Source organism: Pedobacter sp. KBS0701, assembly GCF_005938645.2.
In the GTDB taxonomy this organism is placed as follows: Bacteria; Bacteroidota; Bacteroidia; order Sphingobacteriales; family Sphingobacteriaceae; genus Pedobacter.
Window position 1 is genome coordinate 1,377,857 of the sequence record NZ_CP042171.1, and the last position, 26,068, is coordinate 1,403,924.

Genomic DNA, 26,068 nt, shown 5'->3' on the forward strand with positions numbered 1-26,068 from the left:
TAGATTAAATACAAATAAAAACCAAAATAAATTTAGAAGCGGTTGGGGTTAGGCGTTTAGCAGTACAGAGATGATGCCCAGAGGCTAATTATTTTATTTTAAAAACCATGTGATGGTATAATCCTCCCATAAACTGTTTCTCGTTCTGGATAACGAAATCCATTTTTTCGTAAAGCCTTAATGCGTTTGGATTATTTTGTTCTACCAATAGGCCAACATTATGATGGCCAAGTTGTTTAGCCCAGTCTATACCTGCTTTAATCAGCTGTTTTCCAATTCCTTTTCTCTGGGCTTCTGGATTGACGCTGATGCTATCCAGGTAAAACTCTCCATTTTCGGTTTCTGTGCCTTGGTTGACGTCATTTGCATGGTAGTGTGCGGCTACATAATGAAGAAATGGTTTGCGGAGTTCGGGCAGTTTTCCTCCATCATAAGCATTCAGTGATCCCAAGACTTTACCTTCTTCTTCATAAACCAGTGTATTTTCATAACTGTATTGATTGCCCTGTTGAATAAAGAAGTAGCTGAATATCTGATTGATTATATTTTCATCTTCAACATTGGTTAGTTTCTGAGCCAGTTTGTCCATGGCCCGGATAATCAATGGCACTACAACTGTAGCATCTGAAGGTGTTGCTGGTCTGATCATTTATACGTCGCTTAGCTTAAAGGTTTCTGCCACGCGGATTCCCTTTTCGGTGCGTTGGAGGGTACAGCATTCGTTAATGGGATCGTGCTCTAAGTACAATATATAGTTGTTGTTAACGGCTTCTTCTAAAAAGGTCTGCTTTTCGGTTAACGTTTTTAGAGGGAACATATCATAAGCCATAACGTAGGGCAGGGGCAGGTGACCTACTGAAGGCAAAAGATCAGCCATATACACGATGGTTCTGCCTTTGTAGCTGATTTTGGGTAACATCATAGCATCAGTATGGCCGTAAGCAAAACTGATATTGATATTTTTTTGCCATTCGATACTTTCTTCTTCCGGCACAAATTTAAGCTGCCCGCTTTCCTGGATCGGAAGAATGTTTTCTTTTAAGAAAGAAGCTTTCTCCCTTGCATTTGGCTCTACTGCCCACTGCCAGTGTTTTTCGTTGCTCCAGTATGTAGCGTTTTTAAAAGCTGGTGAAAGTTTTTCGTCTTCTCTTATAATAGCTCCGCCCACATGATCAAAGTGCAGGTGTGTCAGGAAAACATCAGTAATATCTGCAGTGCTAAAACCCAATTTGGAGAGCGATTTTTCCATAGAATCATCACCATGCAGATAATAATGACTGAAAAATTTTTCATCCTGTTTATTTCCAATCCCAGTATCCACTAAAATTAACTGGTTGCCTTCTTCTATCAATAAACAGCGCATGGCCCAGGTGCAAAGGTTATTGCTATCGGCAGGATTGGTTTTTTGCCAGATGGCCTTGGGTACAACGCCAAACATTGCGCCGCCATCTAATTTAAATAAGCCTGTGTTTATGGTGTGGAGTTTCATTTTTTTAGTATCGAGTAGTCCAGTATCAAGTATTTAGTATCGAGTATCAAGAAGCTATTATTAAATATCAAGATTGGAATTGGCTAAAAATAAGAAAACCCTTTAGGATTAACTAAAGAGTTTCTGTAATAATATTGGTTTTATTTGTGGTGTTGGCCTTAAGCCTTCCACCTTTAAACCTTCTGCCTTATAGGTGGATCACTTCTCCGTAGGCATCAGCGGCAGCTTCCATAATGGCTTCGCTCATGGTTGGGTGAGGGTGAACAGATTTAATCATTTCATGACCAGTAGTTTCCAATTTACGGGCAACTACAATTTCGGCGATCATTTCAGTAACGTTGGCACCAATCATGTGTGCACCTAATAATTCTCCGTATTTAGCATCGAAAATTAGTTTTACGAAACCATCTTTAGCACCGGCAGCACTGGCTTTACCTGATGCTGAGAATGGGAATTTACCGATTTTTAATTCGTAGCCAGCTGCTTTTGCTGCTTTTTCGGTATAACCTACTGAAGCAATTTCTGGTGTGCAATAAGTACAGCCCGGGATGTTGTTATAATCTAACGGCTCAACATGCTGACCAGCGATTTTCTCTACGCAGATAATGCCTTCTGCAGAAGCAACATGCGCTAAAGCTTGTCCGCCTACTACGTCGCCAATGGCATAATAACCTTTAACTGAAGTATTATAAAATTCGTCAGTAACAATTTTGCCTTTCTCTGTTTTGATCCCTGTCTCTTCTAAACCAATGTTTTCGATGTTAGCTACAATACCTGCTGCCGAAAGCACGATATCTGCCTCGATAGTCTGCATACCCGAAGCAGTTTTAACAGAAACTTTACAACCTGCACCGCTGGTATCAACCGATTCAACACTTGCTGAGGTCATTACATCGATACCCACTTTTTTCAGGCTGCGTAACAATTGTTTAGATACATCTTCGTCTTCCACCGGAACAACGTTATCCATAAATTCTACAATGGTTACTTTGGTACCCATGGTCGCATAGAAATAAGCAAACTCTACACCAATAGCTCCAGAACCTACTACTACCATGCTTTTTGGTAATTCAGGAAGTACCATGGCCTGGCGGTAGCCGATAATTTTTTTGCCATCCTGTTTCAGGTTAGGTAGTTCCCTTGAACGGGCACCTGTAGCAATGATGATATTTTTAGCACTTAGTTCCTGTTGAGAACCATCCGCACCTTTAACTTCTAATTTGTTTCCTGGTTTTACTTTACCAGTGCCCATAATGACGTCAATTTTATTTTTTTTCATTAAAAATTGAACGCCTTTGCTCATGCCATCAGCAACGCCACGGCTGCGTTTTACCACAGCAGCAAAATCTGCAGTTGCACCAGCAGTAGTAATTCCGTAATCAGCAGCATGATTAATATATTCGAAAACCTGAGCGCTTTTTAAAAGTGCTTTAGTAGGGATACAGCCCCAGTTTAAACAAATACCACCTAATGATTCACGCTCAACAATTGCAACTTTTAGTCCCAATTGAGAAGCTCTGATTGCAGCTACGTAACCACCTGGGCCGCTGCCTAAAACAATAACGTCGTAATTCATCTGTTTTTTAATCTATTTTAAAGAGATTTGTTTTTAATTGTTTTATACCTGTAATCTGCTCAATTATCCCTTAATACGGGTTGTCTACATCCAGATTACAAAATTTAAAAGATCTTCATCCTGCAACAATCGCTCAAAACTAAAAAAAAAATGTCAATTGGCTTCGGTGAATATTGAGATAACTGTTAAAAATTACAATGATTGAATATTGTTGCCTCAAATTTATGGTTGCCTGTTGATTAGTGTTTGTGCTTTTGCCGATGAAAAGTAAATATTTAACGATAGGTTTAATTTATCGTGTTTTTACATAAAAAGTTATTGTTTACAGGCGTTATTGGAAAAATACCAACATTACATCGTCTTTTATGCGTAAATTATAACTAGTCAAAGGTTTTGTTATGAATAATCTATTTATATGGTCAAAGTATTGATAAACTGAAAGTTATAATCTGCTCAATATGTGTTAAATGTTGAAAAGTTTTGCCTGACTTAATAATAATTTAACATTAGATGTTAAAATGTGTTAAATTTAATTAGGACATTTGCAGCTTAATATCATTAATTAGATTATTCAACAACAAAAAACATTTAAAAAACAAAGTATGAAGAAATCTTTACTTTTAAGATTAGTACTGGTTATTGTTGCATTTGTAAGTGTTACCATTGGTGCAAATGCACAGGTAACCTCATCATCAATGACAGGAACAATTAAGGATGCCAAAGGCGCCTTACCTGGAGCGAGTGTTAAAGCAACACATACGCCAACTGGTACAGTATATTCTGTGTCAACAAATAATGATGGCCGTTTTGTAATTAATAACATGCGTGTAGGCGGTCCTTATATTTTCGAAATCAGTTTTGTTGGCTATCAACCTGAAAAAGTAACTGGAGCAATGTTAAAGTTAGGTGAGCCCTACTTATTAAATCTTGTTTTAAGTGAAAATGGCAAACAACTACAAGAAGTTGTGGTTGCTGGAAAAAGAGATGCCGTATTTAGCAGTAAGAAAGTAGGTGCTTCTACCAATGTTAGTAAGGATCAAATTCAAAGCCTACCATCTCTATCACGTTCATTACAAGATTTTACACGTTTAACACCGCAAGCTAATGGTAATTCATTTGGTGGTATTAACAATCGTTTTAATGGCTTAACTATTGATGGAGCCGTAAATAATGATGCTTTTGGTTTAGGAAGTACAGGTGCGCCAGGTGGTCAGGCAAATACACAACCGATTTCTTTGGATGCGATTCAAGAACTTCAGATTGTTTTAGCTCCATTTGACGTTACGAACAGTAATGCAATTGGTGGTGGTGTTAACGCTGTAACCCGATCAGGATCAAATACTGTAGAAGGTTCAGCTTATTTTTTCGGAAGAAATCAAAACACAATTGGTAAAAGTGTTGATGGTACAAATGCCAAAGCATTACCTTTCCATAATTTTACTTACGGCGCAAGAGTAGGTGGCCCAATTATTAAAGATAAGTTATTCTTCTTTGTTAGTGCTGAAAGACAAAGTATTGTTCAACCTACAACTTTTAACTCAGGCGATGTTGGTGCAGTTTCTACAGCTGAGCTTTTAAGAATTGCTAAAGTTGCTAAAGATCGCTACGGGTACGATGCTGGTGGTATTGATGCATTTGATGCAGAAACTAGAAATGATAAATTATTTGCTCGTATAGATTGGAATATCAATTCAAAAAACCAATTAACCTTGCGTCATAACTATATTAAAGCTTATGATGATAACATTTCTAGAAGTGCAACATCTTTCCGATTCGCAAGTAATCTATATCGCTTTAATGATCAACAAAATAATTCAGTATTAGAGTTAAGAAGTGCTATTTCAAGTACTTTATCGAATAATTTAATTGTTGGTTACTCTAGAATTAGAGATACAAGAGCTACTGTTGGCGATTTATTCCCTCAAATCAGAATTAATGGTTTAGGTACTGGCAGTCAGTCTGCTACATTAGGTTCAGAAGCATCTTCAACAGCGAATGAATTAGACCAGGATATTTTCGAATTTACTGATAATTTTAAAATTTTCGCAAACAAACATACTTTCACAATTGGTACACACAATGAGTTTTATAAAATTAGAAACTTATTTGTGAATAATTTAGCCGGAAGTTATGCATGGAATAACTTAGCGGACTTTGAGTCCAATACTAAGCCTTCTGCAGCTACAAGTACTTCAAAAATTCCAGGAGATCCAAGACCTGCAGCTAGATTTAGCGCTGCACAGTTAGGATTTTACTTTCAAGATGAAATAGATGCTTTTAAAGGTTTTAAATTAATCGCTGGTTTAAGAGTAGATGTGCCATTAATTTTTGATACTCCATTAGCTAACCCTGATGTCGTTGCTACTTTTCCTAACTACAAAACTGATCAGGTTCCAAGTGGTCAAATACTTGTTTCTCCTCGTTTGAGCTTTAACTGGGATTTAACAGGAGATCGTTCGGTTCAATTGAGAGGTGGAGGTGGATTATTAACAAGTCGTGCTCCATTTGTATGGATATCTAATCAATTCTCAGGAAACGGTATGTTAACTAGTTCTGTTAGCGCACCAATTGGTACAGGAACCTTTATTCCAGATGTAAATAATCAATCGGCTGCTGGTGGTGTTGCTGGTACAACTTCGCAAATTAGTTTAATTGATAATAATTTCAAGTTACCTCAGGTTTTTAGAGCCAATTTAGCTGTTGATTTTAAATTACCTGGTGGAGTTCAGGCAACTATCGAAGGATTATATTCTTCTACAGTTAACAATATTTCATATAAAAATTTAAATATTAAACCTTCTGTAGCATCGATTAATCCCGCTTTGTCAGGTGGTGCAGATACCCGTCCACTTTTTGTAAATACAACGGCCGGTCGAGTAAACGGAGCTAAGTTTACTGAAGTTTATTTGTTACAGAATACGAGAAGCGGTTCAGCTTATAATGTAACTGCTCAGTTGCAAAAATCATTTGACCTAGGATTATATGCTTCGATTGCCTATACCTACGGGAAATCAGAAGATATTAACTCAGGTTTTAGTAGCACAGCAAGTTCTGGGTTCGGAGGTGTGTTAATTTCTAGAGATCCGCAAAACCCGCCTTTAGCTTATTCTAACTATGATCTTCGTCATAGAATAGTTGGAGCTTTAAATTACTCAATTAAATATGGTAAAAATAAAGCTTCAGCAACTACTTTTTCATTATTCTACGTAGGTAAATCTGGGACCCCATTCTCATATATCTATAATGGAGATCTGAACGGAGATAATTCAATTTCATCAGGGAACCCAAGTAATGATTTGATTTTTGTACCTCGTACCTTAAGTGACATTAAATTAATTCCTTTAGCTGCTTCAGGTTCTTTACCTGCTCAATCGGTAGCTGAACAATGGGCTGCTTTGGATAATTATATTAGTAACGATCCTTATTTAAGTAAAATTAGAGGTCAATATTCTGAGCGTAATGTTGCGAGAATGCCATGGGAACATCAGTTTGATGTTCGCATTATGCAAGACCTAGGTATTGTATTTAAAGGCACTAAAAATTCATTACAGCTTTCTGTTGATATTATTAATGTTGGTAATCTGATTAATAAAGATTGGGGCAGATCTTATTTTATCAATAATACTGCATACTCACTTATCAATTACGTAACAACTAGTGGCGGTGGTTTTACATTCAGAGCACCAACTGGTGGTGTTCCGTATGCACCATCTTCATTTCTATCAAGATGGCAAGGACAAGTTGGTATTCGTTATAACTTTAATTAATACGGAATACAGCATTAGAAGCCCTGATCATTCGATCGGGGCTTTGTTGTTTACTACCATTTTAAAACTAGCTGATTGTCTATCCATTGAAGTATTTTGCGTAATAAAATAACTACTTCATGTAAAAATAATAATTGCTAATTGTTGATGTGTATTTTTAATACGGAAAACAAAAAAGCTATTATGAAACACATGCTCTCTACGAAAATATTCCTTTCGCCAATTAGAATAATCCTGTTCTGCTTGAATTAGTTTGCCACGCCAGTGCTAATTAAACTCTACAAGCCTAAACTTCTGTGCCTTTTTAATAAGTCATTATTGTTTTATCTATTTAAATCAATCAATATGAATTAATTTTTTGAACATCTAAACATGAAAAAAATCTATTATGCTATTGTAGTGCTTATTATTTTTCGAGTGCTTGTAAAAAGAAAGCTTCAATTAAGGAAGAACAACAGGAGGCTCCGGGGAAAACCATTACCTATCATTTAAAAAATGGAGGCCAGGTAACAGTGGCCATTAATAACAGAGGAGAATATGTTGTTGGCGGTGATGTTGTTTTGTCAAAAGACCAAATTGCCTATTTGGAGTATAATAAAGTAGGCAGTGGCAAAGAAACTACACACAGGAGTACTTTTACCGCTGAATTTCAAAAGTTATGGCCTGGTGGCATCATTTATTATGTGATTAATGATGCCAGCATAGTTCAGATATCTTAAATGCGATGAGCGATTGGGAGGCCAGCACGCCAATACGTTTTCTACAAAGAACAAACCAGGCTAATTATGTTAATTTTCAAGGAGCTCCACCCATGGGGGCGGCGATTCTCAATTAGGTATGGTAGGTGGGCAGCAGCTCATTAGATTATCCACAGGTGCAGATAAATCTACGGTCATCCATGAAATTGGACATGCCGTGGGGCTAATGCACGAACAAACCAGAACTGACCGCGATCAATATATAAATATCGATTTTTCCAATATCAATAATGATTGGAAAGATCAATACAAAACTTATGATGTGCTAGGTAGATCTGGATTTCAAATAGGAACATTTGATTATAATTCGGTGATGTTATATCCTTCAAGTGTGCCAGAAGCAAGAGTAGGTTCAAATACGTCACCACAAATGACTAGAAAAAATGGAACTACTTGGGGGTATAATTCTTATATATCTCAGGGGGATATTGATGGGGTGAACTATTTATATTCACCCTCAGTTTATGCTAGAATTTCGGAAGTTTATGATGATGTTAACTCTTATAGTAATATTGATGATGCGCGTCACATCTATATTAATAAAGCAGAATTTTTCAGTGATGCAAGTTATACAACTAAAGTAGTTCTTCAAAAGCCAATATTAAAATATATTTATACTCATGAAGAAATTGGTCGCACCACGGAGATAAATGAAAGTAGGACTGTAATTGCTCCAGCTGGAGCTAATGAAGTATATTTAGGTGAATCCAGAGATGAGTATAGACTTGACTATGGTAATTATGTTTTCCACTTTATTTCTTCCTATCAGATTAAAAAATGGCGTAGGCTATAAGTTATAAATATGAACTTAAGAGAAATCTAAAGTGTAATTTATCAAATGTATAAGGCTCAAATAGTTTCAACGATTTTTAATTAAACTTAATTTCTAATAAAAGCTCCGATCATACAATTTGGGCTTTTAATAATACCAAAAGTTTTATTTAATGAATGGCGATTCGTGTAAATAAAAAAGGCTGCTGAAAACTTAATTTCAGCAGCCTTTTTACATTGTGATTTTATTTCTTAATTATAAACGAAAGTTCCTTTTTCGCTTTCGATGGTTACCTGTTTCTGATCGCCTTTTTCTACGCGACCGATGATCTGCGCATCGATGTTAAAGCTTTCAGAAATTTCGATAATGTGATCTGCAATCTCCTGAGGGACATACAGCTCCATACGGTGACCCATATTAAATACCTTGTACATTTCCTTCCAATCCGTGCCCGATTGTTCCTGGATCAATTTAAATAGCGGTGGGATAGGGAATAAGTTATTCTTGATGACATGGATATCATCATTAATGAAATGTAATACTTTGGTTTGCGCACCACCACTACAGTGTACAATACCATTAATCTGGCCGCGGTAGCTTTCTAAAATCTTTTTAATTACAGGTGCATAAGTACGGGTAGGTGATAACACTAATTTACCAATAGTGGTTTTGCCGAAACCTTCGATTTCTATTTCTTCAGCCAGTTGTTTTTGCCCGGAGAAAACCAGGTCAAAAGGAACGGCCGGATCAAAACTTTCAGGGTAATTATTGGCTATTGATTTTTCAAAAACATCGTGACGGGCAGAGGTTAATCCGTTCGATCCCATTCCACCATTATATTCGGTTTCGTAGGTCGCTTGTCCATATGAGGCTAATGCCACAATTACGTCGCCAGGTTTAATATTATCGTTGCTGATGATGTCTTCGCGCTTTAAGCGACAAGTTACCGTAGAATCGACGATAATGGTTCTTACCAAATCGCCAACATCTGCAGTTTCGCCACCTGTTGAGTAGATAGAGATGCCCTGCTCGCGTAAATCGGCTAAAATTTCTTCAGTTCCGTTAATTACGGCAGCAATTACTTCGCCTGGAATGAGATTTTTATTTCGTCCAATGGTTGAGGATAATAAAATGTTATCGGTAGCACCCACGCAGATTAAATCGTCGATATTCATGATAATGGCATCTTGCGCAATACCTTTCCATACCGAAATATCGCCGGTTTCTTTCCAGTAAACATAAGCTAAAGAAGATTTGGTGCCGGCACCATCGGCGTGCATAATGTTGCAATATTCCTCATCTCCACCTAAAATATCCGGGATAATTTTGCAGAATGCTTTAGGGAAAATTCCTTTGTCGATGTTTTTGATGGCATTGTGCACATCTTCTTTTGAGGCAGAAACGCCGCGTTGATTGTACCTGTTATCACTCATGTTGCCGCAAAGATAGTTTTTTAAGGTGGAAGGTAAAAACATAGAAGCTAAAATGTAAAGTGAATAGTCTGAAGTAGGATGATTGCTTTATTTTCAAGGTGCCTAAAAAAGTGTTTTGCTCATTTTTTTGGAAGTGAAAGGTCGTTTTTCATAGGAGCCTGCAGCCCCGCTTTTCCTCCTGCCGTTTTAAATTTCGGGGATTAAAAAACTGTCGATTAAAACGGCATCCGTACAATCGGGCTTAAGTACAAGAGATAGGTTCTTTGTGGCGGATTTTTTTTTCTTCTACGGGTCCAACGTCATTAAGTTAAGCGCCGCGGTTGTCAGTCTGAGTGTAGTCGAAGACTTCTTGAGATTTATCCCTTAACTTATAACATTGTGCACAGGCTTATCTGAAATAAACCTGATTGCATCGATGCTGTAAACGATGAATTAAAAAGTGAAGGAAACTTTACAGCAGGAAGGAAAGCAGTGCTGGATTAACCGATGAGCACTGGTATTGCTTTCCCAAAAAAAACACCAACTGAGCATTTAGCTAAAATTGTTTGACCACTGGCTGGATATGATGGGTTATTGATTTTTACTATTTCCTTTTACCATATAAGGAATTTAAGGGCATATAAGCTGATTGACTTATTTAGTAGTGACTTTGTAAGATTGCTTCATCGTTCCTCTTCGCAATGACGGATTTATGAAAACAAAAAAGGCGTAGAGTATAACCCTACGCCTTAAACCTTTTAGCTTACGCCTTTCTTATTTCATGAATAATAATTCTCTGAATTTTGGTAAAGGCCAAACGCTATCGTCAACAATTTGTTCTAATTTGTCAGCGTGATAGCGGATGATATCGAAGTAAGATTTAACTTTCTCATCGTAGGCAATCGCTTTTTCGCGGGTATCTTCGATTTTGTTGGTTACTTTACGTTCTTCTAACATCGCATCGATATTGGTTTTCACGATTTCTAGATGCTCAGTTAATTTTTTAACGATATCAATAGAAACTTTGCTGTCTACACCGATTGCTTTTAATCCTTGTACATTTGCAATTAGAGAGTTTTGGTAAGCAATTGCAGCAGGAATAATAGCGGTGTTCGCTACTTCTCCCATTACACGTGCTTCGATTTGTAATTTTTTGTAGAAGTTTTCTAACATGATTTCATGACGGGCATGAATCTCACGTGCACTGTAAATACCTGTTGTAGCAAATAATTCAGCAGATTTCTCCGTTAAATAAGCATCTAAAGCTTTTGGTGTAGTTTTGATGTTTGATAAACCGCGTGCTGCAGCTTCATCTTCCCACTCCTGGCTGTAACCATTTCCTTCGAAACGGATGTTTTTAGATTCTTTGATGTATTTTTTGATCACGGTTAATAAAGCGATGTCTTTTTTATCACCTTTTTTGATCAGTTTATCCACTTCAACTTTAAATTTAACCAATTGCTCGGCCATAATTGCGTTTAAGATCGTCATCGGAGCAGAAGAGTTTGCTGAAGATCCAACAGCTCTAAGCTCAAATTTGTTACCTGTAAATGCGAAAGGAGAGGTACGGTTACGGTCGGTATTATCTAATAAAATCTGAGGGATTTTAGGGATACCTAACCAAAGTGCGTTATCTTCTTTGATTTTTTTGCTGATACGTGAGTGCTCAATCTCGTCTAATACATCGTTCAATTGTGAACCTAAGAAGATAGAGATAATTGCAGGTGGCGCTTCGTTAGCACCTAAACGGTGATCGTTGCTTACTGATGCAATACTTGCACGTAATAAATCGGCATGCTCGCTAACTGCTTTAATAGTATTTACAAAGAAAGCAAGGAACATTAAGTTGTTTTTTGGCGTTTTACCTGGAGCCAATAAGTTTTTGCCGGTATCGGTAATTAACGACCAGTTGTTGTGTTTACCTGATCCGTTGATACCTGCATAAGGTTTTTCGTGTAATAAAACACGGAAGTGGTGACGACGGGCAACTTTTTCCATCAAATCCATCAACAATTGATTGTGATCGATTGCTAAGTTGATTTCTTCGTAAATTGGCGCACACTCAAATTGAGATGGTGCAACCTCATTGTGACGGGTTTTTAAAGGAATGCCTAATTTTAAAGCTTCGTTTTCGAAATCTACCATGTAGCTGAATACACGCTCAGGGATAGAACCGAAATAGTGATCTTCTAACTGCTGACCTTTAGCAGACATGTGTCCGAATAAAGCGCGGCCAGTTAACAATAAATCCGGACGGGCGTTGAATAACGACTCATCAACCAGGAAATATTCTTGCTCAATACCTAACGATGCATTTACTTTAGTGATGCTTTTATCGAAATACTGGCAAACATCAACAGCAGCTTTATCTAATGCCGCTAATGCTTTTAATAAAGGTGCTTTATAATCTAACGCTTCCCCTGTGTAAGATACGAAAACAGTAGGGATACAAAGGGTTTTACCTGCTTTACTTTCCATAATGAATGCTGGAGATGATGGATCCCATGCAGTATAACCACGGGCTTCGAAAGTATTACGGATACCACCGTTAGGGAAACTAGAAGCATCCGGCTCTTGTTGAACTAAAGCGCTTCCTGCAAATTTCTCAATAGCTCCATCGCCACTTGGCTCAAAAAATGAATCATGTTTTTCAGCAGTTGTACCTGTTAACGGCTGGAACCAGTGCGTATAATGCGTTGCGCCAGCACTCATTGCCCACGCTTTCATAGCGGTTGCAATTTGGTTGGCATCGTCTGAATTAATTAACTCACCCTGGTTGATAGATGATATTAATTTTTCATATACGTCCTTAGATAAGAAATCTCTCATTTTTTTCTTATCAAATACATTAGCGCCAAAAAAGTCAGAAATTTTTGCCGCTGGGGCTTTAACTTCTGGTGAAATTCTGTTTTGAGCCTCTTTTAATGCGATGGTTCTTAAGCTTTTCATTAATTTGTTATGTTTTTTGTCAAAAATAGTATATTTTATTAATTCCTGTTAAATAATCGTGAAAATTATATCAATTTTATTGAAAATGAAATAAAAAAATGTTTTTCGGGTGAGAAATTTCATTTTTTGTAAAGAAAAGAGATTTTTCGAATGTTTTGTGGAATTGATGATTTTGTTGCATCATGGTATAAAAATTAAAGCTATGTTCAACTCTTCTATTAACGTATACAAAACCGAGTGGCTCGATCTTGTATTTGCAAACCGCAACAAAAACTATGGTGCTTACGATTTAAGGTCTAAATCTTCGAAGATTATGACCAGGGCGCTTTTTGTATCAGGTAGTTTATTTGTACTCGCCTGTTTCTCTCCTTTAATTTATGCAAAATTGGTTCCTAAAGAAGATGCGGTTGTAGAAACGGCAAAAATTATAGATTTAACGGATGTGATTCACCAGATGAAACCGGATCTGCCTAAACCGGAGGAAAAACTTGAGCCCAAAAAGGCTGAGCCTGTAAAGGTTAAAACGGTAGCGCTTCCGTCTCAAATTGTGGTAGTTAATAAAATAGAACTTCCACCTCCCCCAACAGTTGATGATATAAAATTAGCGGTGATAGGCATCAAGACTCAGGATGGTGTTGTGGCTCCTAATGCTACGGCTTCTGATAATAAAGGAAGTGGCGATGGCACGGGAACAGCTAAAGATGGGACAGGGACAGGTGACGATAAGGAAATATATATTGCGGGTGGTGTAGACGAATATCCTGAATTTACCGGTGGTGCCAAGGCATGGTCTAAATATATGGAACGCAATTTAAGGTATCCATCAAGGGCTCAGGAAGAAGGCGCAGCCGGAAAAGTATTTGTGAGTTTTGTGGTAGAAAAAGATGGTTCTATTACTGATGTGTCGGTAATTAAAGGAATCGGTTTTGGCTGTGATGAGGAAGCAATTAAAGTGATCAAAAAATCGCCGCTTTGGAAACCTGGAAAAAATAAAGGTGTTCCGGTACGTGTAAGGTATAATATGGCAATCAATTTCCAGATTTCGAATTAGAAGATGTAGGATTGGAAATGGATGATGGTGGGATTTTTAATTAACGCTCTTGGTTTTTAGGGAGATGTAGGGTTAGGTAAATTGAACGGTTTGGGCGCGGTGCCCAGGCCGTTTTTTATGTAATCTGATTTAAATAAGTTGCGTCATTTCGAGCGTAGTGCTACCTGTACCGATTTTACATCGGTAACGCAGTCGAGAACCCGAAGGCTCAACGAAGCTAAATCTACTATAGATCTCTCTCCATAGTAAATATACTCATTTTAGTTTTCAGAAACAGTCTGTGAGGACGTGGATCGTGGATGTTGGTGGTTTGGGCGGTGCCCGGCCGGTTTTTTGTTCTCGTGGTTTTATTGTTGCTTTTTTTGGAAGGCAGGGACAGTGCCTTTTTGTAATTGTAGTCCCGCCCTTTGTTTCAAATCCTCACCCTCGTACCTCGGGCTGTGGGTTTTCCACTTCGGTCGGGTTTAGGTGGCAAGGCTGGTGGTGCTATTAAAGGTTTAACCTGGGGGCAGAAAGTCTTATGCCGAAGAACAGGCTTTTGTTCAATAAACCAGACAGAGCAGTTAGCCCGCAGTGAAGTGCAGCGGAACGAGGACTATAAGCGATGGCAGGTGTACAGCAGCTATGAAAGGCGGAACGCTCATTTCATGATAAAATAAATCATTTAGAATAATACAAAAAAAAACGTCATTTCGATACGATAGCTATTGGATGAAGCTTGCCGGTTTAAGCATCTGTTATTATTTATACATGGTATGCTTACTTGTTTCACAGGTTTCATCTGTAGCGAAATGAAGAAATCTATTATAGATCTCTCCATTTCGCTACGCTTCAGTCGAGATGACGGCACTATAAGGCACTCCGCTCGAGATGACGAGTGTATTTAACAAAAAATGGATGATGGTTTTTAATTCTATCATCCATTTTACATCTTCCATCCAGGTATTACCCTTTGTTCTCAATCCACTTACGGGCATTTACAAAGGCTTCCATCCAAGGAGAAACTTCGTCTTTTCTGCCTTGCGGGTAATTTGCCCAGTGCCATTGGAACAATGAACGCTCAATGTGCGGCATCATCACCAGGTGGCGTCCGGTTTCATCGCACAACATTGCCGTGTTGTAATCGGAACCATTTGGGCTGGCCGGATAAGTTTCGTAAGCGTATTTGGCTACAATTTTATATTGATCTTCTGCGTATGGTAACGAGAATCTTCCTTCACCATGTGATACCCAAACACCTAAAGTGCTTCCGGCAAGGCTTGATAGCATGACAGAATTGTTTTCCTGTAAAGTTAACGACGTAAAAATACTTTCGTGTTTGCCACTTTTGTTATGCAACATTTTAGGTTTATCGGCGTGGTCTTTATTAATTAAGCCCAGCTCAACAAATAACTGGCAACCGTTGCAAACCCCAACGGATAAAGTATCAGGACGGGCAAAGAATTTTTCTAAAGCAATTCTCGCTTTCTCGTTATATAAAAATGCACCTGCCCAACCTTTTGCAGATCCTAAAACATCAGAGTTAGAGAAACCGCCTACTGCGCCAATAAACTGGATATCTTCTAATGTTTCTCTTCCGGTAATTAAATCGGTCATGTGTACATCTTTTACATCAAAACCAGCTAAGTACATGGCATTGGCCAATTCGCGCTCAGAGTTACTTCCTTTTTCACGGATAATGGCTGCTTTTGGTCTGGGCCTGGTTTCGTCTATTACCGGTTTTTTACCATCGAAAGTAAGCGGGAAACTGTAATTTAAAACGTGGTTTTTATAATTGTTGTAACGCTCTTTAGCTAAGCCATTACCAGTTTGTCTGCTGTCTAATAAGTATGAAGTTTTAAACCAAACATCACGCAGGTGGTCGATATCAAAACTGAAGCTATCGGCAGCATTTTTAACCTCAAGGGTAGCTGAAGTGCTTACAGTACCAATTTTTTGGAAAGTAACACCGTTTTTGGTCAAAGTTGCCTCAACAGCAGCATCGGCCTGGAAAACAACGGCAATATTTTCAGCGAAGAGCAATTTAATGTTATCCTGCTCTGCTAAAGCCGATAAGTCTATCTGAGCACCTAAATCACGGTCGGCAAAACACATTTCCAACAGGGTTGTAATTAAACCACCGCTGCCAATATCATGTCCGGCCTGGATTTGACCTGCTTTAATTAATTCCTGTAAGGTGTTAAATGCATTTTTAAACTGATCTGCATCTTTAACATCCGGAGTTTCGGTACCTACCTTATTTAAAATTTGCGCAAATGATGAACCTCCCAGTTTATAACTATCGTTAGAAAGGTTGATGTAGTAAATGGCACCGCCATCTTTTTGCAACACCGGCTCAACTACTTTGGTAATATCATCGCAGTTGGCACCAGCTGAAATAATCACCGTTCCGGGAGCAATAACATCACCGTTTGCATATTTCTGCTTCATTGATAGGGAATCTTTCCCGGTTGGGATATTGATTCCTAAACCAATTGCGAAATCAGAACAAGCTTCAACGGCAGCATATAAACGGGCATCTTCACCTTCGTTTTTACAGGCCCACATCCAGTTGGCAGAAAGTGAAACACTTTTTAAACCATCTTTTAAAGGTGCCCAAACAATATTCGAAAGTGATTCGGCAATGGCATTGCGGCTACCGGCAGCCGGATCAATCAGCGCCGAAACAGGCGAGTGACCAACTGAAGTGGCAATACCTTCTTTACCCTGAAAATCTAAAGCCATTACGCCGCAATTGTTTAAGGGTAATTGTAACGGACCAGCACATTGTTGTTTGGCTACACGGCCACCCACACACCTGTCAACCTTGTTGGTTAACCAATCTTTAGCTGCAACAGCTTCTAATTGAAGTACTTGTTCTAAGTAAGTGTTTAATTGGGTAGCATTATAATTAAGTTCACTGTATTTGCGATCTACCGTGGTATCTTCCATTACAACTTTGGGCGAGCTGCCAAACATGTCGGCCAACTCAAAATCCATCGGTTTTAAACCGGTAGTGGCCGATTTAAAGGTGAAACGGTGATTGCCGGTAACTTTACCTACGGTGTACATTGGTGAACGCTCGCGGTCGGCAATTTTTTGTAAGGTTTCGATATGCTCGTTGCCAATCACCAATCCCATTCTTTCCTGCGATTCGTTACCAATAATTTCTTTTGCTGAAAGGGTAGGGTCGCCTACTGGTAATTTATCAAGGTCGATTAAACCTCCGGTTTCTTCAACCAGTTCTGATAAACAGTTTAAGTGACCACCTGCACCGTGATCGTGAATAGAAATGATCGGATTGTGATCGCTTTCTACCATACCACGAACGGCATTGGCCGCACGTTTTTGCATTTCAGGATTTGACCGTTGGATCGCGTTTAATTCAATTCCGCTTCCATGCTGACCCGTATCAGCAGATGAAACTGCTGCACCACCCATTCCGATTCTATAATTTTCGCCACCTAAGATCACGATATTATCGCCTTCCTGTGGTTTAAGTTTTTGTGCCTGGCTGGCTTTACCATAACCAATACCGCCGGCAAGCATAATCACTTTATCAAAACCCAATGTGCGGTTATCTTCTTCATGTTCGAAAGTTAAAACCGAACCTGTAATGAGTGGCTGACCAAATTTATTTCCAAAATCGGTAGCGCCGTTTGAAGCTTTGATCAGGATATCCATTGGCGTTTGATATAACCATTGTCTTTCTTCAACGCCTTGTTCCCACGGACGGTTATCCTCCAGACGCGAAAGCGCGGTCATGTAAACTGCAGTTCCGGCTAAAGGTAAAGAACCCTGTCCACCAGCCAAACGGTCTCTGATTTCGCCACCAGATCCGGTTGCAGCACCATTAAAAGGCTCAACAGTTGTTGGGAAATTGTGTGTTTCTGCTTTTAAAGAGATTACAGATTCGAAATCGCTAGTGGAATAATAGTCAGGCTCATCGGCACGTTTAGGTGCAAACTGCTGTACTTTCGGACCCTTAATAAAAGCAACGTTATCTTTATATGCTGAAACAATATCGTTCGGGTTCTCTTCAGAAGTTTTGCGGATGAGCTTGAACAATGAAGTAGGCTGCTCTACACCATCAATTACGAATTTTCCGTTAAAGATTTTGTGACGGCAATGTTCTGAATTCACCTGCGAGAAACCAAATACCTCAGAATCGGTTAAAGGTCTTTCTAATTTTTTTGCCAATGTATTTAAGTACTCAACTTCTTCATCACTTAAAGAAAGTCCTTCCTTTTTATTGTAAGCGGCAATATCGGTGATTTCTAAAATCGGTTCAGGTTTGATGTTGATGGTATAAACCTCCTGATCAAGTTTGTCGTATTTTTGAGAAAGCATCGGGTCATAATCTGAAAAATTCTCGTCAACCTGCTTAAATTCTTCAATCCTGATGATGCCTTGCATGTCCATGTTCTGGGTGATCTCCACGGCATTAGTACTCCATGGAGTAATCATTGCTGCTCTTGGGCCAACGAAAAAGCCTTTTAGAGCTGTTTCCTGCGAGATTTTGGCACCGCCAAATAACCATTCGAGTTTAGTAATATCAGTGGTAGAAAGCGCTTTGTCTGTTTGTAAAACAAAAATCGCCTGCGATTGACTAAGGAAGAAATGAATCATGCTTTTTTTTTGAAGTTGCAAAAATAGCTTTTTTATATGAAAAAACAGGTGCGATACTAGGATTGAATGATAGAATTTTGAATGATTGAATGTCAAAATATATAATGATGGAATGAAGGGATTTTTGAATGAATGAATGGCAGGAGGCGAAATGATGAAAGCCTGGAGATAATTTGATAAATTGAGGGGGATATTTTGCAACTTTGTCCGGTTAATTCACTCATTCAATCATTTTGCCATTCAATCATTAATTTTTATGCTTCGAATCCACCACATTGCCATTATCTGTTCTGATTACGAAAAATCGAAAGATTTTTATGTAAATAAATTGGGTTTTACGGTTTTGGCCGAGGTTTACCGTGCGGAAAGGAAATCGTATAAACTCGATCTGGCGGTAAATGGTGTGTATCAGATCGAACTTTTTTCGTTCGAAAACCCACCTGCAAGGCCATCACGGCCAGAAGCACAAGGCTTGCGTCATCTGGCTTTTGAGGTAACGGATATTGAGAAAGAAATTGCTAGATTAAATGAACAGGGAATTGTAACGGAGCCGATCCGCGTTGATGAATTTACCGATAAAAGGTTTACTTTTTTTGCTGATCTGGATGGTTTGCCTTTAGAATTGTACGAAATTTAAGATGAGCATTTTTAAGTTTAAACAGTTCGATGTCGATCAAACAGGCTGTGCCATGAAGATTAATACCGATGGCGTATTGCTTGGTGCAACAGTTTCGCATCCTTCGCCAAAAAGAATCCTGGATATTGGCACAGGAACAGGCGTAATTGCTTTAATGCTGGCGCAACGTTTTCCTGATGCATTTATAGAGGCAGTGGAGATTGATCAACTGGCTGCTGAAACTGCGAGCAAAAACTTCCGGTTATCAGTTTTCTGTGAGCGCCTGAATATTAACCATGTTGCAATTGAAAAATATAATACGAATGAAAAATTTGACCTGATCGTATCTAATCCGCCTTTTTTTGTGAATGATTTAAAGAATGAGGAATTTAGAAAAGGCATCGCCCGGCATGCAAATGAAGATTTTTTTAGTTTATTAGTTGAAAAATCTAACTCACTTTTGGCTGATGATGGGCAGATCTGGCTTATTTTACCGGTTAAACAGGCGAATGAAGCGATTGCGATCGCATCTCACTATGATTTATCGCTTGCTGAACGGATCAATATTCATTCTGATGAAAATAAACCTACTTTCAGGCAAATTATCTGTTTGAAAAAAGGCGAAGCGCTTTTAAAAGAAAGTGATTTTAATATTTATCAATCTTTAAAGGAACATACCCAAGAATACAAGCTTTTATTGAAAGACTTTTTCCTGGCTTATTAGAGTCGATTTTATGTCTCATCTGATATAATTCTTTTTATCTCATTATCATTTGTAATTTAGGAGGCATAATCTCACCTAAATTAAAATGAAACGTATTCTAAATGTGTTCTTGCTGTGCTTCATGGCACTATCTTCTCTTGCTCAATCCAAAAAACAAAAAACTGGCGATCCTTTAGCCGGGATTGATACTTTGCTGAACAGGATCTTGAAGGATCAGCAAGTAGCTGGTTTTGCGGTAGCCGTAGTAAAAGGCGATCAGGTCATTTATAGTAAAGGTTTTGGTTACCGCGATGTCGAAAACAAAAAACCAGTTACGCCGAATACACTTTTTGCTATAGGTTCCAGCACTAAATCATTTACCTCCGCACTCATTGGTTTGCAGCAAAAAGAAGGAAAGCTTTCTTATGATGGCATTGCCACCTCTTATTTGCCGCAGTTAAAGTTTTATAATGATAATATGAACAGCCAGATTACCGTGCGCGATATGATGTGCCACCGCACCGGTTTATCGCGTTATGATTTATCCTGGTTTATTTTTAATACTTCCAACCGCGATAGCATCATACAGAGGGTGCGTTACATGGAGCCAACTGCTGCCGTGCGTGAGAAATGGCAGTACAATAACTTTATGTTTTTGGCGCAGGGTATGATTGTCGAGAAACTGACCGGAAAAACCTGGGAGCAGAATATTAAAGAAAAGTTTTTTGGTCCACTGGAGATGAACCGTTCAAACACCAATATTTTTGAATTTGAAAAGGATCATGATGCTTCTTTACCTTATACCATAAACGATAAAGGCGCAATCGAAAAAATCGATTATTTTAATATTGATGGAATGGGGCCGGCCGGAAGCATCAATAGCAGTGTAAACGATATGACGCACTGGTTAAAAGTGTGGATCAACGGGGGATCTTTTAAAGGAAAAGAGATTTTACCCACTTCTTATATAAGAGAGGCTGCAAGCTCTCAGATGGTAATAGGGGCTGGTTTACCCGAAGCGGATAAGGATATTTACCTGTCTACCTATGGCTTTGGCTGGATGATCAGTTCGTACCGTGGGCATTATATGGTAGAGCATGGGGGCAACATCAATGGTTTTTCTGCAAGTGTGTCCTTTTTTCCTACGGATAAAATAGGTATTGTGGTTTTAACCAATCAGAATACTTCTAATGTTCCTAAAATTGTTTACAGCAGCATTGCCGACAGGGTATTGGAACTGAAAAATATCGACTGGAATGGTAGAGCGATTAAAGCAAAAAAAGAGGCGAAAGAAAGAGAAAAGGCAGCAAAAAAAACAGCTGAAAATCCCCATGTTCTAAATACCAAACCTTCACATCCTTTAAAAGATTACGATGGCCTGTTTGATAACCCTGCTTATGGTGTGATCAATGTATCGTTTAAAAACGATTCGCTTTTTGCTATGATGGGAAAAGAGAAACTTTTGCTTAGGCACTATCATTATGATGTGTTCAGCATCAGCGGTATCGATAAAAAAGGGAAGATTGATACGGCAGAAAGTGATCTGCGTTTTAATTTTATCAGCGGACAGGACGGCAAAATTGAAGGAATCAGTATTCCGCTTGAGCGGGGAATGAAACCTGCCATTTTTACATACAAACCAAGAACTGTTGAGTTGAGTGCTGCGGACTTAGAAAGTTATACGGGTACTTACGGAGAAAAGGGGATGGCTAAGGTATATTTAAAAGGCAAAATTTTGTTTGTTTCAGTACCCGGTCAGCCAGAATATGAAACCATATCAGTAGGAAACGATACTTTTAATTTTAAAAATTTAAAAGGCTTTAGTTTAAAATTCGAGAAGAAAGAGGGCGTATCAAAAGCTTCGTCCGTTTCGTTTATACAACCTAACGGGACATTTAAACAGGTAAGGCAAAATTAGAAGACAACCCATTATCAGTCCTGATTTGGAGCTGTGTCTATGATAATATCCTATAATTAAAAAAAAGAATGATTCGTTGGGATTTGTTGCCGCTTAAGCTAAAAAGCATCTCTTTTATAGCTGTTTTAAAAAGGGGCAAAAATAATTTACCCGTAAATAAAGGTGTAAAACGCAGCGGATATTAACTTTACAAAATGAAAAAAATAGGACTAATTTCTGATACCCATGGTTTTTTAGACGATGCCGTTTTTAAGCACTTTGATGGGGTGGATGAAATATGGCATGCGGGAGATTTTGGTCCCAATGTTGCAGCACCTTTAGCTGCTTTTAAGCCTTTGCGTGGGGTGTTCGGAAATATCGATGATGGAGCGATTAGATCAGCCTTTCCAGAACAAAATCGATTTAGCTGCGAAGCGGTTGATGTTTGGTTGACCCACATAGGCGGATACCCGGGTAGGTATTCATCTTTTGTAAAACCAGAAATATACACTAACCCTCCTAAATTATTCATTACCGGGCATTCGCATATTTTGAAAGTAATGTTCGATAAAAAGATTAAATGTTTGCATATAAACCCCGGTGCAGCCGGAAAACATGGTTGGCACAAGGTGAGAACCCTGATTAGATTTTGCATTACTGATGAAAATATTCATACCTTAGAGGTCATAGAGTTATCAGGTAGATAATGTAAAATTTACACTAAGTATGGTTTGTGGCGTTAAAACACTAGGACAATTTATTATAGAAAAACAGGCAGATTTTCCTTATGCCAAAGGTGAACTCTCCAGGCTGCTAAGAGATATTGGCATTGCCGCAAAAATCGTAAACCGCGAAATTAATAAGGCAGGTTTGGTTGATATTCTTGGCGATATGGGCACTACGAATATTCAGGGAGAAGAACAGAAAAAATTAGATGTTTATGCTGATGAGCAGTTTATTGCCGCACTAACCAGTGGTGGTGAATGCTGTATCGTAGCAACTGAAGAGGAAGATGAGATCATTCATATTGAATCGCCGGTTTCGCAGAATGCCAAATATATTGTTTGCATTGATCCTTTGGATGGTTCTTCAAACACGGATGTGAATGTTGCAGTTGGTACTATTTTTTCTATTTACAGAAGGAAATCCCTTGAGGGGAGAGCCAGTTTGGAAGATGTATTGCAAAAAGGTACACAACAGGTTGCTGCGGGTTACATTATTTACGGCTCATCAACCATGCTGGTGTACACGACCGGAAAAGGGGTAAATGGATTTACACTTGATCCATCAATCGGTGAATTCTGTCTTTCGCACCCTCAAATGAAAATACCCGAAATGGGTTATTTATATTCTGTAAATGAAGGGAATTATGTGCATTTTCCCGATGGCGTAAAAAAATACATCAAATATTGCCAGGTTGAGGATGAAGCAACAAAACGACCATATACTTCACGTTACATCGGATCGATGGTAGGCGATATTCACCGGAATTTAATAAAAGGGGGAATTTATATTTACCCCACAACCTCACGTTCGCCTAATGGAAAATTAAGGTTGTTGTACGAATGTAACCCAATGGCTTTTATTATTGAACAGGCAGGAGGTAAGGCCAGTACAGGTTTTGAACGTATACTCGACATTAACCCAACTGAATTGCATCAAAGGGTACCGATTTTTATCGGATCAAAAAAAATGGTCGAAAAAGCCGAAGAAATGATGTTGCTATATACGGCAAAATCGATCTCTATCGAAAACAATGTAGATGCTAAACTGGAAGGTTTAAATGTTATCGGTGGATTGGATTAAAGCAAAGTTGTTTTATTTCTTTCTGCTTCAAAAAAAGTATCTATAGCCAGATTTTGCTTGTCTTGTGAAGCAAAAACAGCTAAACGGTCGCAACGCTCATTCTCCGGGTGATCGTTGTGGCCTTTAATCCAGATGAATTTTACTTTGTGAAGTTTATATAGTTCAAGGAACCTCAACCAGAGGTCTTTGTTTTTCTTGTCTTTAAAACCTTTTTTCACCCAGCCGAAAACCCATTTTTTTTCAACGGCATCTACTACATATTTCGAATCCGAATAAACGGTGACCTGTTGGTTCAAACTTTTTAATGCCTCTAATCCCTTTATTACAGCCAATAACTCCATGCGGTTATTCGTAGTCATTCTAAAACCACCACTCAATTCTTTGTAGTGTTGTCCTGCCCTTAAAATGGTACCCCAACCACCTGGCCCAGGGTTTCCACTAGCTGCTCCGTCTGTATAAATTTCGATCATAAACGCAGTAAAGTTATGTTTTTAGGTTTAAAATTGCCTATTTTATCTGCTGCTGAAATTTTTTTTCAATTTCAAATAATTGAATGTTAAGGAATTAAAAATTTGTTGTAAAAACATTGAAAAAAATATTTGCAGGGAATGTTAAAAGTCGTACTTTTGTGACATCAAAAAACACGGTGGCTGTAGCTCAGTTGGTTAGAGTATTGGTTTGTGGTGCCGAGGGTCGTGGGTTCGAGCCCCATCAGCCACCCTTGATGGGGCAAAGAGTTTTTAACAACTTTTTGCCCCTTCTTTTTTTCTCCTAACTTGATTCTTAATCAGGTAGATTCGACTAAATGTTTCCGTCATTTCAGCGGTTCGATGTTGTACGTTGTCAAAATTGAATTTTTCCTTAAACATCGAACCAATCAGCCTTCTTTGGTCTTCTACGCCAGATTTGGTGTAAATCGTGTATAAATCGCAAATCGTGTCCATTGCATCATTTAAGATGAGTTCGAGTTGCGCCTTGTTGTATTTTTTCCTGCTAAAATCCTGTAGCTTCGCCTCTGTTCGGATGATGTTTTCATCGCATTCTGTTTTAACGATTTTGTAATCGCTGCTTTCTAAGTCCCCTAGCAGAAGCAGTTCCCGTGCTCTGGTGAGTTTATTGTTGGATTTGGTGAGCTGTTTTACCAGTCGGGCTTTATATTCCCTGTTGTTTTCCGAATCGTTTGAAAATTCATCCAATATGACAAGTTTGAAGAGTTCTGCGGTTTTTTGATCCAGTGTATAATCTTTGAGAAAGTTTAGGAATTCCTTATTCACCATTTCTGCTTTTAATCTGCATCCACACGCGGAGGAACAGTGATAATAGTAGTAATATGCATTTCTGCCTTTGGACGCACTGCCACATAAGGTGCGTGTGCACCTGGAACAAGTTAGAAATCCTTTTAGCGGTACGTTTTCATCCGAAAGGATTTTGGTTTTAAAATCGTTTTTTTTGCCGGAGATGACATCCTGTACCTGATAAAAAAGGGAGGGGGAGATGATAGGCTCATGTAGCCCGCGAACTGTGTAAGCCTGCTCATCTTTGTAGCTCGGTATTTGAATGATGCCGCAATACATGGTATTTCGGATCTGACGTAGAAAGTTGTTTTTGCTACATACTAGGCCCATTTCTACTGCTTTTTTAAATACCTGCTCAATGGAATATTTTCCTTTGGATAGTTCTTTGAAGGCCCAGGCCATCAGGTCAGCCTGGTTGCCGTGCAGGGCAATATATTTTTTGCCATTTTCAGCGGTTCTGTTGATATAACCGGTCGGCGCCAGGCCTATCCACCGGCCTTCTTTACGGGCTCTTCTTAGGCCATGAAAGGTGTTAAGTCCCCTGCGGTCGTTTTCAATCTCTGGTGCAGTCAGGTAAATGGCCAGCATCATTTTGTTTTCCGGTACGTCCATATCCAGCGGCTGCTCGATTGCCTGAGGTTCTACACCCAGGGATTTTAGGGTGCGGATCATGTTGTAGGCATCGGGTGCATTACGGCTGAAGCGGTCCCATTTGGTAAAAAGTATTAGATCAGTTTGCCCGCGCTGCTTGCGAAGCGTGAGTAATAGGTTGGTCCAGGCCGGGCGATCAAAGGTCTTAGCCGAATGATCTTCAAAGATTACTTTGCGGACCATTATCCCCTTATCCTGACAGTATTTTTCCAGGCGCTCCGCCTGGTCGCGTTGTGAATAACCCTTATCTGCCTGTTCATCTGTACTTACCCTGATGTATAAATCTGCAGTTTTCATTTCTTAAAATTTTGGTCGATAATCAATTTAGCCAATTGGTACATAAATTCCAAGACTTTGGCTGCATCTTCTTTTTCTATATCTATACCACTGTCCGATAAGACTTTTTGTGCCTGTTCCGTACTTACCCTGCGCGTTGGGTTGAATTGATGTTCGAGTGGTATGGATACGTGGTTAATGCTCTTCCTTAATTTGCTACCTGGTCTTTTCCTTATTTTTCTTTTCATATCGATAGGCATATAAAGGCAATTATGGTTGAATTCTTTATGAAAATATCCAATATTGGAATTAGGGAAAAGAGGTACCCGTTTTTTATCAGTAGGTAATCGAAGAAAGGTTTAACTTTTTAATATGTCATTTGAGTTCCTGTTCAATTCTTAACCAAGTTAAGGTTCAGTTCTGGCACGCAAAGGAATTTCCG

General features: G+C 38.7%; 17 protein-coding genes, 1 tRNA gene and 1 pseudogene. 10 read left to right on the forward strand and 9 right to left on the reverse strand.

Annotation, left to right across the window (positions count from 1 at the left end; genetic code table 11):
- Positions 1-88: 88 nt before the first annotated feature.
- From FFJ24_RS05460 to lpdA, 3 genes are all read right to left on the reverse strand, one after another.
- On the reverse strand, positions 89-649 hold the full coding sequence (locus FFJ24_RS05460) for a GNAT family N-acetyltransferase (RefSeq protein WP_138823290.1): 561 nt from the start codon (positions 647-649) through the stop codon (positions 89-91).
- Positions 650-1,489 (reverse strand): MBL fold metallo-hydrolase, encoded by an 840-nt coding sequence (locus FFJ24_RS05465; RefSeq protein ID WP_138823292.1) that lies wholly within the window; start codon positions 1,487-1,489, stop codon positions 650-652.
- 187 nt (positions 1,490-1,676) lie between these two features.
- Positions 1,677-3,065 (reverse strand): dihydrolipoyl dehydrogenase, encoded by a 1,389-nt coding sequence (gene lpdA / locus FFJ24_RS05470; protein WP_138823294.1) that lies wholly within the window; start codon positions 3,063-3,065, stop codon positions 1,677-1,679.
- A 602-nt stretch (positions 3,066-3,667) separates the two neighbouring features.
- On the opposite strand from lpdA, the gene FFJ24_RS05475 reads away from it, so the two are divergent.
- The 3 genes and pseudogenes from FFJ24_RS05475 to FFJ24_RS05485 form a co-directional block, all read left to right on the forward strand.
- Positions 3,668-6,832 (forward strand): carboxypeptidase regulatory-like domain-containing protein, encoded by a 3,165-nt coding sequence (locus tag FFJ24_RS05475; RefSeq protein ID WP_138823296.1) that lies wholly within the window; start codon positions 3,668-3,670, stop codon positions 6,830-6,832.
- Between the two features lie 512 nt (positions 6,833-7,344).
- Positions 7,345-7,551, forward strand: coding sequence for a hypothetical protein (locus FFJ24_RS05480; RefSeq protein ID WP_138823298.1), 207 nt, complete (start codon positions 7,345-7,347; stop codon positions 7,549-7,551).
- 106 nt (positions 7,552-7,657) lie between these two features.
- Positions 7,658-8,383: pseudogene (locus FFJ24_RS05485) on the forward strand (M12 family metallopeptidase); the annotation flags it as partial.
- Positions 8,384-8,613: 230 nt separating this feature from the next.
- Here FFJ24_RS05485 and FFJ24_RS05490 read toward each other — a convergent pair.
- Both FFJ24_RS05490 and FFJ24_RS05495 read right to left on the reverse strand, forming a co-directional pair.
- Positions 8,614-9,795 carry an AIR synthase related protein gene (locus FFJ24_RS05490; protein WP_138824012.1) on the reverse strand — a complete coding sequence of 394 codons (1,182 nt, stop codon included), beginning with the start codon at positions 9,793-9,795 and terminating at the stop codon, positions 8,614-8,616.
- 753 nt (positions 9,796-10,548) lie between these two features.
- The gene (locus FFJ24_RS05495) at positions 10,549-12,723 is read right to left on the reverse strand and encodes a glutamine synthetase III (protein WP_121283457.1); all 2,175 of its coding nucleotides are present in this window, start codon (positions 12,721-12,723) and stop codon (positions 10,549-10,551) included.
- A 202-nt stretch (positions 12,724-12,925) separates the two neighbouring features.
- Between FFJ24_RS05495 and FFJ24_RS05500 the strand changes: the two genes are divergently transcribed.
- Positions 12,926-13,774, forward strand: a complete 849-nt coding sequence (locus FFJ24_RS05500; protein ID WP_168202391.1) for an energy transducer TonB — start codon at positions 12,926-12,928, stop codon at positions 13,772-13,774.
- 945 nt (positions 13,775-14,719) lie between these two features.
- Here the strand turns inward: FFJ24_RS05500 and purL are convergent.
- Positions 14,720-18,418, reverse strand: coding sequence for a phosphoribosylformylglycinamidine synthase (gene purL / locus FFJ24_RS05505; protein WP_256377624.1), 3,699 nt, complete (start codon positions 18,416-18,418; stop codon positions 14,720-14,722).
- Positions 18,419-18,638: 220 nt separating this feature from the next.
- On the opposite strand from purL, the gene FFJ24_RS05510 reads away from it, so the two are divergent.
- The 5 genes from FFJ24_RS05510 (at position 18,639) to fbp (ending at position 23,404) form a co-directional block, all read left to right on the forward strand.
- Entirely contained in the window at positions 18,639-19,019 is a 381-nt protein-coding gene (locus FFJ24_RS05510) for a VOC family protein (RefSeq protein WP_138823306.1), read from the forward strand.
- A 1-nt stretch (position 19,020) separates the two neighbouring features.
- On the forward strand, positions 19,021-19,722 hold the full coding sequence (locus FFJ24_RS05515) for a tRNA1(Val) (adenine(37)-N6)-methyltransferase (RefSeq protein WP_138823308.1): 702 nt from the start codon (positions 19,021-19,023) through the stop codon (positions 19,720-19,722).
- Between the two features lie 85 nt (positions 19,723-19,807).
- Positions 19,808-21,619, forward strand: a complete 1,812-nt coding sequence (locus FFJ24_RS05520; protein WP_138823310.1) for a serine hydrolase — start codon at positions 19,808-19,810, stop codon at positions 21,617-21,619.
- 194 nt (positions 21,620-21,813) lie between these two features.
- On the forward strand, positions 21,814-22,305 hold the full coding sequence (locus FFJ24_RS05525) for a metallophosphoesterase (protein ID WP_138823312.1): 492 nt from the start codon (positions 21,814-21,816) through the stop codon (positions 22,303-22,305).
- Positions 22,306-22,324: 19 nt separating this feature from the next.
- Entirely contained in the window at positions 22,325-23,404 is a 1,080-nt protein-coding gene (gene fbp / locus FFJ24_RS05530; RefSeq protein WP_138823314.1) for a class 1 fructose-bisphosphatase, read from the forward strand.
- Here the strand turns inward: fbp and rnhA are convergent.
- The gene (gene rnhA, locus FFJ24_RS05535; protein ID WP_138823316.1) at positions 23,401-23,874 is read right to left on the reverse strand and encodes a ribonuclease HI; all 474 of its coding nucleotides are present in this window, start codon (positions 23,872-23,874) and stop codon (positions 23,401-23,403) included. The genes fbp and rnhA overlap by 4 nt on opposite strands.
- A 176-nt stretch (positions 23,875-24,050) precedes the next feature.
- Here rnhA and FFJ24_RS05540 point away from each other — a divergent pair.
- Positions 24,051-24,124, forward strand: a tRNA-His gene (locus FFJ24_RS05540).
- Between the two features lie 20 nt (positions 24,125-24,144).
- Here the strand turns inward: FFJ24_RS05540 and FFJ24_RS05545 are convergent.
- A complete protein-coding gene (locus tag FFJ24_RS05545; protein WP_138823318.1) occupies positions 24,145-25,647 on the reverse strand; it encodes a recombinase family protein in 1,503 nt (500 codons plus the stop codon).
- Entirely contained in the window at positions 25,644-25,874 is a 231-nt protein-coding gene (locus FFJ24_RS05550; RefSeq protein ID WP_138823320.1) for a hypothetical protein, read from the reverse strand. The genes FFJ24_RS05545 and FFJ24_RS05550 overlap by 4 nt, the downstream gene beginning before the upstream one ends.
- Positions 25,875-26,068: the final 194 nt, after the last annotated feature.